Annotated in this window: 12 protein-coding genes; 1 reads left to right on the top strand and 11 read right to left on the bottom strand. The window is 40.5% G+C overall.

The window, feature by feature from the left end; genetic code table 11:
* Positions 1–10: 10 nt before the first annotated feature.
* The 5 genes from Q0779_RS04070 to Q0779_RS04050 all read right to left on the bottom strand — a co-directional run bounded on the left by Q0779_RS04070 (position 11) and on the right by Q0779_RS04050 (position 3,629).
* Positions 11–502, bottom strand: coding sequence for a DUF2165 family protein (locus tag Q0779_RS04070; protein WP_298769780.1), 492 nt, complete (start codon positions 500–502; stop codon positions 11–13).
* Between the two features lie 55 nt (positions 503–557).
* Entirely contained in the window at positions 558–1,247 is a 690-nt protein-coding gene (locus Q0779_RS04065; protein ID WP_298769778.1) for a VIT family protein, read from the bottom strand.
* 109 nt (positions 1,248–1,356) lie between these two features.
* On the bottom strand, positions 1,357–1,980 hold the full coding sequence (locus Q0779_RS04060; RefSeq protein ID WP_298769776.1) for a M15 family metallopeptidase: 624 nt from the start codon (positions 1,978–1,980) through the stop codon (positions 1,357–1,359).
* Between the two features lie 42 nt (positions 1,981–2,022).
* Entirely contained in the window at positions 2,023–2,583 is a 561-nt protein-coding gene (locus Q0779_RS04055) for a hypothetical protein (RefSeq protein ID WP_298769774.1), read from the bottom strand.
* Positions 2,584–2,660: 77 nt separating this feature from the next.
* Positions 2,661–3,629 (bottom strand): alpha/beta hydrolase, encoded by a 969-nt coding sequence (locus tag Q0779_RS04050; protein ID WP_298769772.1) that lies wholly within the window; start codon positions 3,627–3,629, stop codon positions 2,661–2,663.
* Between the two features lie 200 nt (positions 3,630–3,829).
* Between Q0779_RS04050 and Q0779_RS04045 the strand changes: the two genes are divergently transcribed.
* Complete coding sequence (locus Q0779_RS04045) at positions 3,830–4,777, top strand: AEC family transporter (protein ID WP_298769770.1); 948 nt, start codon at positions 3,830–3,832, stop codon at positions 4,775–4,777.
* Between the two features lie 94 nt (positions 4,778–4,871).
* Here Q0779_RS04045 and Q0779_RS04040 read toward each other — a convergent pair whose 3' ends face one another.
* The 6 genes from Q0779_RS04040 to odhB form a co-directional block, all read right to left on the bottom strand.
* A complete protein-coding gene (locus tag Q0779_RS04040) occupies positions 4,872–7,229 on the bottom strand; it encodes a cellulase family glycosylhydrolase (RefSeq protein WP_298769768.1) in 2,358 nt (785 codons plus the stop codon).
* 525 nt (positions 7,230–7,754) lie between these two features.
* The gene (locus Q0779_RS04035; protein WP_298769766.1) at positions 7,755–8,450 is read right to left on the bottom strand and encodes an SDR family oxidoreductase; all 696 of its coding nucleotides are present in this window, start codon (positions 8,448–8,450) and stop codon (positions 7,755–7,757) included.
* A gap of 81 nt (positions 8,451–8,531) precedes the next feature.
* Entirely contained in the window at positions 8,532–8,882 is a 351-nt protein-coding gene (locus tag Q0779_RS04030) for a hypothetical protein (protein ID WP_298769764.1), read from the bottom strand.
* 203 nt (positions 8,883–9,085) lie between these two features.
* Positions 9,086–9,958, bottom strand: a complete 873-nt coding sequence (sucD, locus tag Q0779_RS04025) for a succinate--CoA ligase subunit alpha (protein ID WP_298769760.1) — start codon at positions 9,956–9,958, stop codon at positions 9,086–9,088.
* Positions 9,958–11,124: an ADP-forming succinate--CoA ligase subunit beta gene (gene sucC, locus Q0779_RS04020; RefSeq protein WP_298769758.1), complete on the bottom strand. Its 1,167-nt coding sequence runs from the start codon at positions 11,122–11,124 to the stop codon at positions 9,958–9,960. The genes sucD and sucC overlap by 1 nt, the downstream gene beginning before the upstream one ends.
* 80 nt (positions 11,125–11,204) lie before the next feature.
* Positions 11,205–12,389: a 2-oxoglutarate dehydrogenase complex dihydrolipoyllysine-residue succinyltransferase gene (odhB, locus tag Q0779_RS04015; RefSeq protein ID WP_298769754.1), complete on the bottom strand. Its 1,185-nt coding sequence runs from the start codon at positions 12,387–12,389 to the stop codon at positions 11,205–11,207.
* Positions 12,390–12,396: the final 7 nt, after the last annotated feature.

Raw genomic sequence — 12,396 nt, 5'->3', positions numbered from 1 at the left:
ACATTTAGCCTCATTGCTCAAACTCATCAGGCAAAAGAAAAATAATTAAAATCATCAAGAACACAACCACTAATCGATAAGCCGCTTGCTGTCCATTCCATACTGCGGACTGCCACATCAAGAACCATTCACCACCAATGGTTAAAAATCCAGTAAACCAAAGCACTATACCTAACACCAACCCAGCCACAGCAACACTCTTCGCAGTGTTAAATTCTCTATGGCTATAACGATGCCTGATTAACTGCACTCCAGCAGTGGCGGATAAGAAAGCAATAAGACTTTCAACCGCAATAATAACCCCATAAACAAAATGATATGCCATAGGCGACTCTATCGCTCGCCACATACCTACATTGTTTGGAAATGTGGTATCCATTTTAAGTACATGAAACACAAAGTTATAATTTGACTCATAATCAACCATATTATTCCAAGCAACAAGACCTGAGAATAACGCAACACTCCAAATAAGTACTATTTTTGCATAACGAATAGTCATAGTTCTTCCTTGAATCAAACAAACGGTCCATTGACTTCATCTACTTTTAATGCGGCTATACCACCACACCAAATAGCTTTCCGACGGCAGCTGAGAGTAGCATGGCTAATGCTCCCCAAAACAAGACTCGAACAGCGCCTTTTTTCATCGATGCCCCACCAACACGTGCCGCTAACATCCCCAATACAGCCAAAAACAATAACGAAGCACTGCTAATCGACACTATCATAGTGTCCAACGGTGCCCACCAAGCCACCAATAAGGGAAGTGATGCTCCCAAAGTAAACATACTGGCTGACGACATAGCTGCCTGTAAAGGTCTGGCTCTTCCCGTATCTGTTATCCCTAATTCATCCCGAGCGTGTGCCGCGAGTGCATCATGTTCCATTAATTGTTTAGCGACTTCGTGAGCTAATTCAGGCTCAAGTCCCCTATGGCGATAAATATCCGCTAGCTCTTTTTCTTCAAATTCAATATCATCGTTCAATGACGCTTTTTCTAATGCTAAATCTGCTTTCTCAATATCGGCTTGTGAGCTAACAGAGACATATTCTCCTGCGGCCATCGACATACCGCCAGCCACGAGTCCGGCCATACCAGCGAGTAAAATATCAAACCGAGTCGAGTGTGCAGCAGCCACCCCAATAATTAAGCTTGCAGTAGAAACAATGCCATCGTTTGCTCCCAGTACTGCCGCACGAAGCCAACCAATACGATGCATTCGATGTAATTCATGTCGACTCATTTGTATCTCCAATAATGTGTATTTGTACTGTTTACGCTATCAGATCAGAATGGTCATTTCTCAACATAAAGCAAAATTAATCACCGTTCCACAATGTAATAACAAAATGTTATTCGATAGGAAAATTGAAATACGTATTAGGAAAAGGCTCCTGCTTTAAAGTGAAATGCCACCATTCTTGCGACAAACCAGTAAAACCAACATGACTCATTACTTGCTGTAATAGCATACGATTTGCACGTTGATCATGCGTAAGCTTGTTATAATGTGTCCAAGAAGCTGGATGGAAATAGTCCCAAATCGTGCCCATATCTAATTCTTGAAAAAAAGGCGATGATAAAGACACTAATGTCACATCTACAGTACTTGCTCTTGAGTGAGATGACTTACTGGCAACAAATCCTTGATTGAATAGATCCTTTTTATCCAATTCAGGATAATAAACGGCTTTCATTTTTATATCACGCTCATCTTGAGACCAACGAATGAAATGATCAACGCTCATTTGAGGACGATAAGCATCATAGACTTTTAAACCCAAATCAAATCGAGCAAGCATACTTTGCGCTTTTTCTAATGCTCGACAAGCAGGAATAGACAAAAAAATTTTAGGGGCTAAGTAGCCATCGATTGGTGCCCCGATAAAATTGTCTGCTGAGTAATAGCGTATCTCAGCAACAATCGATGGGATCATAGATTGAATATCAATAATCGTTTCAGGACGTTTATCCATATTTACCTACTGTTAAGCCAACATCATAAAATCAAAAAAACACTAAACCACAGGATTAGCAATATGTTCTTCCTCTGGCTCTTTAGGTGGACCACCAAATACCCCCTTTATTACAACTGATGGCGCCCTCCTTCCCAGCAAAAAAGCCAATAAATTCACATTCGTTTCAGCCAGTAATAACGTATTGTCAATAGATAAAGTGACTTTCGTGCTTCCATCCACTTTCCAAGTGGTTTGCGCAATTTTAAAACCGTCGACCCAATAGCGTTTACCCGCTTTAACAGAGCCTTTAGCTGATTGATCAAACTCATCAATCAACCATAGCTTTAACCTCCCTTTACAACTGGATTCTAGAATAATTTCACCTAAATTAAACTTAAAAGCACAAAATCCTAATTTATAGGGAAACCCACTTTCTAAATACTGCCTATCAAATAAAGAGGATATCTCCAATTGAGTCGTTTCAGACATGGGTTGTACTTGTAACTCGTTTTCTTGTAACACTAACTGAGCGAGAGGAATACGATAACGTAAACTCATCAACGTAAAAAAACCGATGACACATAAAGAGACTATCCACCAAATATGCTCTAAAAACCACATAATTTTCCCTTTTACCCTTCAAGCCGTACTGCATTAAAATTACGTCTTGTAGCGACTAATAATGAGCAATAGAAATATCAAATCATTTCTCTAATCATAGCTCGCAATTCATATTTTTGTGTTATCTTCCCCCCCCCCTTCCTAACAAGCCCAGCCACATGCATTAACGCCTCTTGAGCCGATTGACTAATGCCGGATAATTGAATAAAACCATGAATAACACCAAAATAGCGACCGCAATAAGCATCGACTCCCGCTAAGCGTAAGTGTCGGTATAACATTTCTCCTTCATCAACAAGGGGATCAAACTCCGCAGTTAAAATATGTGTTTCAGGCAATCCTTTCCAATCTGTTCGAAATAATGGACTGATCTCCTCATGCATCGCATTCACGTTCCCCCTATAAAGTGCCAACCCTGACATTAACATGGCTTTAGTGATAATATAATTCTCACCATATTTATCCATACTCTCACATGAAGCGGTTGCATCAAGCATTGGATAAATCAAAATTTGTTTTATCGGTTGCCAAATCGCCCTATCCCGTAATCGTAAACTCGTGATTAAAGCTATATGCCCTCCCGCACTGTCACCAGCTAATATAATGGCCTCTTTATTGCCCCCCCATCGATAACAATCCTGATAAATACCGTCACAAGCGTCAAAGGCATCATCATGAGCACATGGATAAGTGTATTCAGGTGCTAGCCGATACTTAACGGCAATAACAATTGCCCCCGATAAATGTGCAATTTGCCTTAGTTGTTGTTCATGAGTCTCAAATCCACCACTGACAAAGCAACCACCATGGAAATAAACCACAATAGGCATGTCTTCACCTTCATAAGGCTTAAAAACTTTCACAGGGACTCCATTGCACTTAGTCTCAAACACATGATGTAGCAATGGAAAAACGCCCGCTAACTCAGTACTGTCAATGTACCCTTGACGGCGATGTGCGATACTAGGTAAAACAGTAGGCTCTGTTGTTTCACGCCTAGCACATTGTACTAACTGATCAATGCCTAATTCTAAAACACTATCCATATCACTTCATTCTTATTAATTGCCCCTCTCATCCAAAAGAATAACAGCATCACCCAAAACGATATAGATATACAGATCACAATTTCTATTATACAAGTGAATGGTCAAATTCATTTTTCACATCTATATTAACATTATCATAAAGCAATCGACTCAACGACTGATCAACAAACTTCTTACCACTCAAAAAGAGTCTATACATGGATATCCTTAATTTGGTTTTGCCCGTTTTTGCCATCATCATCACAGGTTACCTTTTTTCAAAAACGAGTATTCTCCCTGAAACGACGCCTGCATTACTCATACAATTTACTTATTTTGTATTGATGCCGGCTTTACTGTTTCTTGTTATCGCCCAAGAAGAAATCAACAATTTATTCAATTTGCCCTTTATCCTGGCATTTGGAGGCGGCGTTATCGGTATATACCTCATTATTTTAACTTTTTTATTAATCATCCATAAAAATTTGGCGACTTCCACAATGCTTGCTGCCAGTTGTGTATTAGCCAATACTGGCATTATCGCGTTACCGCTACTACACAGCATTTTTGGCCATAAGGCGTTACTACCTGCAGCAATCGCCAATGTCATCATGGTCATAATGATTATCATCACTATGATTTTTCTTGAGCAAGCCGCGCACACTAAAGATGAACATAAACTGCCACTTTTAGAAAAAATTCTGCATGTTGTCAAAAACCCCATCATACTCTCAACATTTGCGGGGATCCTTTTTGCCTCATCAGGATTAACATTACCCACTTTAATCACCAATTATCTGACGATTTTAGGCTCAGCGATTACAGCTTGTGCACTCTTTGCTATTGGAATGAGTCTCAAATGGAGTTCCTTTCATCATAATGAACTGAATATCTTACTCATTAATCTCTGCAAACTCATTTTCATGCCTGGCCTGATCCTTTATTTATCCCATTTAGCGGGACTCTCGCCCATCCTCGTTGTTGCCGCGACCATTTCAGCAGCAGTACCAACAGCTAAAAATGCGTATATTATTTCAGAGCAATACCAACAGACACCAGAATTAGTTTCTAATGTCATTTCAACCACAACCTTATTCTCCACACTGACGTTACTCGGTTGGCTGCTCATATTGCATCATATGTACCCCAGTGTATTTCACCATTAAAAAAGCCTCATAAGTGAATGTCCTATGAGGCTTTATTCTTTCAATGACGTTTACCTTTTCTGTATGCAAACGACCATTTGGTTATCTCCTCAATTTATGGCCTCATTTGACAACCATCTTGCTCAGAGAATCCCATATTCATTGCCTGACAACCTTGTATTCTGCCCGCCGCTTGGCGAGTCCCTTCAGGATAACGGCAAAGGGCTTTATGGTAGCTTGGGCTACTCGAGTCTATTTCAGCCTTCACAGTACCAAACGGCACATCTGCATTAGCAATATTATCACTATTGGCTAAATAATAAGGCCAAGTGTTACCACCATCAAATTTAGGATTATTTTCACTGTCTAATAAACTATTTCCCTGAGAAATACCCTTTGGACAATGAAATGCACTGCCTAATATCGGTTCCGGTGTCGGTGTAGGTTGAACCGAAGGTAAATTAGCCTCAATTTTTTGTACTAACTGGTGCTCATCACTGAACGCTTCAACTACCACTTTGACTTTCTCGTTTAATTGTTCGAGGCTAAATTGACCATGACCAATAACGTTACAAGATTGATCATGAGCATTGCCTTGAACATCCAAAGTAAAACAACGATATTGAACTTGTGTCGCTAAAGGAACAGTACCATCAAAAAGTTGAGCCGTTTGTGAAAAAACACCGCTCCCCACTTGACCGTCTATCGATAGCGAACCAATACTGGCCTTATCCCAGTAAATAAAAATATTTTTCTCTGGCACATCTGGAGTACCATGACACCCTCCAGAAAGCGGCTTATAAGCCGTGACACTGTAACCCGTTTTATCCGTCACATCTAGCCCTGAAAACTGTTTACCATCTGGGGCGATAAATTTTACATTCTGAACGAGTTGCCCGTCTTTATAGACACAATACCCTTCAGCGCCCGCGACTCCAGACCAAATAAGTTTAGTCCCTGCTGAGGTTTCCACTAAATCAATTCGTTGCACCTTAGCTAAAGAATCGTCGCGCTTCATGCCCGAAAATTGTACCGCCGCTTCTGAAAAGCGTTGCATGATCTCTCTTTGGGTCGTACTTTCTTTTGGGTTATTATTAACATCAGAACCAGGATAGTGATAGGCAGAATATCCATTTTCTTCAAAATGGGTATACAGCCCTGTTCGCCCTGTATCTTTAAACGCAGTATCAGCATTACGTCCCTGATCCGCATGGCCTCTTAAACTCCAAAAAGCAGCAAATGCCGTTACCCCTTCATCTGACTCTTGTTGGAATCTATCCATAAAGTCATAAGTACAAGCACCATCACAAAGAAACTCACCTGCAAAGTAGGGTTTCTTATAAGCTTCTCTTCCTTTATTAATTTCTTCATTAACGACTGCCGAGATTTTATTTAAGTCATACTCATATAACCTATCCATTCCCCAAAATTGATAATAGTGATTGGACAAGATATCAATATTATCATCCAATATACTTTGTTTACTGACGCCGAAACGACCATCCATCAAGAGGTGGTTGGGATCATGTTTTTTGATAAAAGCGGCAATGTTCTTAGTCCAACTATCGAGGTTTATCGACAGCGCTTTCTGCTCTGCAGTAAAGTCGGCTTCTTCTGCTTTGCGCCAAACAACATTAGTATTATACCGCGCCTCAGCACCGAGCTCATTACCTGTTTCCCAAATAATATTTTTGAACTGTCCCAACTCCGAAATTAACGCTAAAACGTAACTTTTGTAAGCACTGATGTACTTTTCATTGGTTAAAAACTGTTTCACCTTAGCCTTATCTAAATTAGGCTTATGATTGATATAACAGCGATTACTTTCAGTTTTAGGTGTATGGTCAACCAAATCAACAAAATTTTGGATCCCGCCCCAATAACACCAATAATCGATCATAGGGATCACCACTTGGATCCCCGATTGTTCTAATAAGTGTAACGTTCTCTTAAGTGAAGACAGGTTGGCTCTATCAAAGGTGATCGCCTCGGCCCCTTGTTTATTCTCATCAAATCCAGTGAGATGGCCGTAATCGTTACTATGCATATAATCTGAAAAGCCACCCTGCGCAATTGAAGGTGGATAGGTCCTCACCAAATTAACCCCCATACGTTGCAAGGTTTCAATAATATCCTTAACTTCAAACTCTGTAGGAGAACGAAACTGAGCACCATCTGGTTTCATCGGTGAAGGATCTTCAATCATCATTAATGAAGGGACATTAGCGCCAAATAGCTTAGGCACCTTCTGATATAGCCCTTCGGTTGAAGTAGCAAATAGATACCCTCCATCACTTCCTTCACCACGGACTAATTTTCCAATGGGATCAGCTGAAGACTGTTTAGACACAAACACCAATAAAACAAAAAGTATTATTGAACTCATTAGCATTAAGACATTTGAATGAATGGAATTTTTTCGATTATTTCCAACAGTTGAAATAATGGGAATATCGCGTTCTGTAATAAACATAGCACCCTCAATGAAAATATTGACTTAAAAAAACACATAAGGAGGCTACACAGAATGAACTGTAGAAAAATATAACATCGTTATTAAAGCAGACCAACGCAATAAACTCTAAGAGTTTAATTTGAATAAATCGAGGATATCAACAACTTAAAGTTATTATTAAAAAACAATCTTATAATGAAAGAGTTCTATGGATAGAAAGTTATTATTATAATTTATTTTTATTATATACCTAGAAAAAACAATGCATTACCTTAAAAAGGTCTTGCTAACCAATAATGTTAAATTTACCCCTTTATATGTTAACTATGTTACCAAGAGTAAAGAACAATCAAATTAGAGTAAATACTTATTAATTATTATTAATGTAAAAAAACAAAAAGTAAAGGTTAGTAAGCTATTTTTTAAAATACATTAAAATAAATAAAAAAGCTTATTCATTAGAATGATAGCGTAAGTTCAATAAAAAAGTATGCGATATATTGCATACTTTTTTATAAAATCTATTCTTCTATTAAAAGGAGATCACCACGGTAAAATATCGCCATTTGAATGCTTAAAGACGCCAGACTCTTCTAAAGTCAGCGTCTTTATCAGATTAACAATCCTTGATGCTGCAATGTCACTACTGATATCCCCATTAAAGTTCACCATATCAGTTTGCACGTAACCTGGATGATAAATTCCCACCGCAATGTTATCAGTCGCTAAATCTTTTGCCAGAGATACACCCGCCGCATTCAATGCCGCCTTGGACATGCGATAACCATATCGACCACCCGAGCCATTATCAGCAATTGAGCCCATTCTTGATGTGATTAAGGCAATTTTACTGCCTGATGTCAGGTAATTAAGCAGAGCATGAGTCACACGTAAAGGAGCAACTGCATTGATTTGAAATTGATCCTTGATGGTTTGCAAATTCAAGTTTTGAAGGCTTTCATCACGCAAAATACCCGCATTATTAATTAAAATATCAACAGTGCGGCCATTCATGGCCGACAACATTGTTTCTATGCCCGCTTCAGTGGACACATCAACACCCTCCACAATCTCAACATTATGATGTGCTAGCGAGGCTAATTTAGGGGAGGATTGCCGACAAAGGGCGATAACTTGATAATCTTGAAGCGCATAAATCGCCACCATGGCTAAACCAATCCCTCGATTGGCGCCAGTGATCACCACTGTTTTAGACACACTATTCGTTGTTTTTTCCATGGAATACTCTCAAATCTTGGCTAAATAAACGATCTTCTATAATAACAAAAGCACGAACAAGCTGTATCAAAAACAATAAATTTAGTTTTTTATCTCAGTCTCTATGATAATCACTTCTGTCTCCCCAATGTTAATAACATTATGTGCCACTTTAGGCATAAAAAATGCTTTACCGTCAGGAATATTGATTACATGTCGCTGACTCTCATTATTATCAGAGAGTAATCGTAATTTCCCCCCTTTCACAAAATAAACAGCTCGATGGGGGAAATCATGGGTATGCATACCTGACTCCGTTCCTGGGGGATAAGTCAGCCTAATGATCTGTACTTTATCATTATCCAATAATACTTCACGAGCACCCAATTTCGCCTCAGCATGCACAAAAGAAGAACAAAAAATCAATAGCCCTAATATTGCTGTCCTTTTCATTTAAGCCTCAATGTTTATTCACTTATCCCTACCATAACAAAATAGCTTTATTGATATAAGTTCTTTATTTTGATGTTAGTATTTTGATAATAAAAAACAATCATATTAGATTTAAAATATACTACACATAAAAAAAGCGCCAAAAGGCGCTTTTTTATTCATGCAGATAATACCTTTAATGATGGCTGACCATCAATCAAATATTACCAGCCTGTTTTAGTCCGCAATGCACTGCCGATATCAGCCAGTGAACGCACTGTGGTTACACCTGCAGCTTCAAGCGCAGCAAACTTATCTTCTGCCGTCCCTTTACCGCCAGCAATAATGGCACCAGCATGACCCATACGCTTACCTTCAGGTGCGGTTACACCCGCAATGTAAGACACAACAGGCTTAGTCACGTTAGCTTTGATGTATTCTGCTGCTTCTTCTTCAGCAGTACCACCAATTTCACCAATCATAACAATGGCTTCAGTTTGTGGATCGTTTTGGAACATTTCCAATACGTCGATGAAGTTAGTGCCAGGAATAGGATCGCCACCGATACCCACACACGTTGATTGACCGAAACCTTCATCAGTGGTTTGCTTAACCGCTTCGTACGTTAATGTACCCGAGCGAGAAACAATACCCACTTTACCAGGCTTGTGGATGTGACCTGGCATGATCCCAATTTTACATTCACCAGGCGTGATAACACCTGGGCAGTTAGGACCAATCATGCGAACGCCAGTTTCTTCAAGTTTTACTTTAACTTGAAGCATATCTAACGTTGGGATCCCTTCAGTAATACAAACGATAAGCTCGATGCCACCGTCAATTGCTTCTAGAATCGCATCTTTACAGAAAGGTGCAGGCACGTAGATAACAGAGGCAGTCGCACCCGTTTGCGCAACAGCATCTTTGACAGTATTAAAAACGGGAAGCCCTAAATGCACTTGACCGCCTTTTCCTGGAGACACACCACCGACCATTTGAGTACCGTAATCGATAGCTTGCTCAGAATGGAAAGTACCTTGACCGCCAGTAAAACCTTGACAGATAACTTTAGTATCTTTGTTAATTAAGACAGACATTATTTGCCCTCCGCAGCTTTAACAACTTGCTCAGCCGCGTCAGTTAGACTTGTAGCAGCGATGATATCAAGATCGGAATTAGCCAATACTTCACGGCCAAGATCGGCATTCGTCCCTTCAAGACGAACAACAACAGGCACTTCAACACCCACTTCTTTTACTGCACCAATGATACCTTCAGCAATCATGTCACAACGAACGATACCACCAAAGATATTCACAAGAACGGCTTTAACATTATCATCAGAAAGAATAATTTTAAATGCTTCAGCAACACGCTCTTTCGTCGCCCCGCCGCCCACATCTAAGAAGTTTGCTGGCTTGCCACCGTGAAGGTTAACGATATCCATCGTCCCCATAGCAAGACCGGCACCGTTAACCATGCAGCCAACATTACCGTCTAATGCAACATAATTAAGTTCAAATTTAGCCGCATGGGCTTCACGTGCATCATCTTGTGAAGGATCATGCATTTCACGGATTTTAGGTTGACGGAATAATGCATTGCCATCGATACCAATTTTGCCGTCTAAACAATGAATATTACCTTCATCAGTAATAACCAGAGGGTTGATTTCAAGCAGTGCAAAATCATGATCTTCAAACATTTTAGCAAGACCCATGAACACCTTAGTGAACTGCTTCATTTGCGTTGGGTTCAAACCCAATTTGAAGCCAAGATCACGCGCTTGATAAGGCTGAGGACCTGCTAAAGGATCGATGATGGCTTTATGGATCAGCTCTGGCGTTTCTTCAGCCACAGTTTCAATTTCAACACCACCTTCTGTTGATGCCATGAACACAACACGACGAGTCGCACGGTCTACAACGGCACCTAGGTATAATTCATTTGCAATGTCAGTACAGCTTTCAACTAAAATCTTAGCGACAGGCTGGCCTTTCTCATCAGTTTGATAAGTAACAAGATTCTTACCTAACCAATGTTCAGCAAATGCTCTAATTTCGTCTTTATCGCCAGTGACTTTGACGCCACCTGCTTTACCACGGCCGCCTGCGTGTACTTGACACTTAACAACCCACATATCACCGCCAATATGGCCTGCCGCTTCAACAGCTTCTTGAGCTGTATCACATGCAAAACCTTCTGACACTGGTAAACCATATTCGGCAAATAAAGATTTTGCCTGATACTCATGCAAATTCATGATGATCTATCCGTATACTACTTTTCAATGTTTAGCAGGCCCAGTCGAGCCTGCCACGAGGGTACTGTCTGAACTTAAACTTACAAGTCAAGCAACAGACGTGTTGGATCTTCAAGGAAGTCTTTAATCGCAACCAAGAAGCCAACAGACTCACGACCATCAACAATACGGTGGTCATAAGATAATGCGAGGTACATCATGGGCAAGATTTCAACTTGACCATTCACCGCCATAGGGCGATCTTTAATGGCATGCATGCCAAGAATAGCACTTTGCGGTAGGTTCAGGATAGGTGTTGACATCAATGAGCCGAACACACCACCATTAGTCACGGTAAAGTTACCGCCTGTCATATCGGCAACCGACAGCTTGCCATCACGACCTTTAATGGCCAGTTCACGTACGGCTTTTTCAATTTCAGCCAAGTTCATGGTATCAGTGTCACGCAATACAGGCGTCACAAGACCACGAGGGGTTGAAACCGCGATGCTCACGTCAAAATAGTTATGATAAACGATATCATCACCATCGATAGAGGCATTCACATCTGGGAAACGTTTCAGCGCTTCAGTAACAGCCTTTATGTAGAAAGACATAAAGCCCAAACGAATACCATGACGCTTTTCAAACACTTCTTGATATTGCTTACGAATATCCATGATGGGCTTCATATTAACTTCATTGAATGTCGTTAACATGGCCGTTGAATTCTTCGCTTCTAATAACCGCGTTGCAATCGTTTTACGCAAACGTGTCATCGGCACACGTTTTTCGCTACGCTCAGCTAATGGCGCAACCGCAACAGGGGCTGCTGCAGGTTTAGCTTGTGCTTTAACAAAAGACTCAACATCGTCTTTTGTTATTCGTCCACCCACCCCAGTGCCTTTAAGCTTGCTGGCATCGACATTATGCTCAGCAATTAAACGACGTACAGAGGGGCTTAATGCATCACTGCTTTCATCTGTCGCTTCTGGTGCAGGTACAGCCGCTTCCGCTTCCGCTTTCGTGACTTCTTGGCCTGCTGTCGCACCGGCGACAAATTTAGCAATTAACGCTTCACCAAGAACGGTGTCACCTTCTTCAGCTAAAAACTCTACAATGTGCCCATCTTCAGGGGCAACCACTTCTAACACTACTTTATCGGTTTCAATATCAACCAAATTTTGATCGCGAGACACTTGCTCACCGGCTTGAACATGCCAAGTGGCAATTGTTGCATCAGCAACAGATTCTGGTAGTACGGGTACCTTAATGTCGATACTCATGGATCAC

It is taken from the genome of uncultured Shewanella sp., from assembly GCF_947491715.1.
In the GTDB taxonomy this organism is placed as follows: Bacteria; Pseudomonadota; Gammaproteobacteria; order Enterobacterales; family Shewanellaceae; genus Shewanella.
The sequence above is the reverse complement of the archived record's forward strand: the minus strand, read 5'-3'. Positions and strand labels throughout refer to the sequence as shown.

What these genes read in the sequence shown, in the direction of transcription:
- Q0779_RS04050 (WP_298769772.1), bottom strand. Translation starts at nt 3,629, where the DNA reads ATGGATAGTGTTTTAGAATTAGGCATTGATCAGTTAGTACAATGTGCT.
- Q0779_RS04035 (WP_298769766.1), bottom strand. Translation starts at nt 8,450, where the DNA reads ATGGAAAAAACAACGAATAGTGTGTCTAAAACAGTGGTGATCACTGGC.
- Q0779_RS04070 (WP_298769780.1), bottom strand. Translation starts at nt 502, where the DNA reads ATGACTATTCGTTATGCAAAAATAGTACTTATTTGGAGTGTTGCGTTA.
- Q0779_RS04065 (WP_298769778.1), bottom strand. Translation starts at nt 1,247, where the DNA reads ATGAGTCGACATGAATTACATCGAATGCATCGTATTGGTTGGCTTCGT.
- Q0779_RS04030 (WP_298769764.1), bottom strand. Translation starts at nt 8,882, where the DNA reads ATGAAAAGGACAGCAATATTAGGGCTATTGATTTTTTGTTCTTCTTTT.
- sucC (WP_298769758.1), bottom strand. Translation starts at nt 11,124, where the DNA reads ATGAATTTGCATGAGTATCAGGCAAAATCTTTATTTGCCGAATATGGT.
- Q0779_RS04055 (WP_298769774.1), bottom strand. Translation starts at nt 2,583, where the DNA reads ATGTGGTTTTTAGAGCATATTTGGTGGATAGTCTCTTTATGTGTCATC.
- odhB (WP_298769754.1), bottom strand. Translation starts at nt 12,389, where the DNA reads ATGAGTATCGACATTAAGGTACCCGTACTACCAGAATCTGTTGCTGAT.
- Q0779_RS04045 (WP_298769770.1), top strand. Translation starts at nt 3,830, where the DNA reads ATGGATATCCTTAATTTGGTTTTGCCCGTTTTTGCCATCATCATCACA.
- sucD (WP_298769760.1), bottom strand. Translation starts at nt 9,958, where the DNA reads ATGTCTGTCTTAATTAACAAAGATACTAAAGTTATCTGTCAAGGTTTT.
- Q0779_RS04040 (WP_298769768.1), bottom strand. Translation starts at nt 7,229, where the DNA reads ATGTTTATTACAGAACGCGATATTCCCATTATTTCAACTGTTGGAAAT.
- Q0779_RS04060 (WP_298769776.1), bottom strand. Translation starts at nt 1,980, where the DNA reads ATGGATAAACGTCCTGAAACGATTATTGATATTCAATCTATGATCCCA.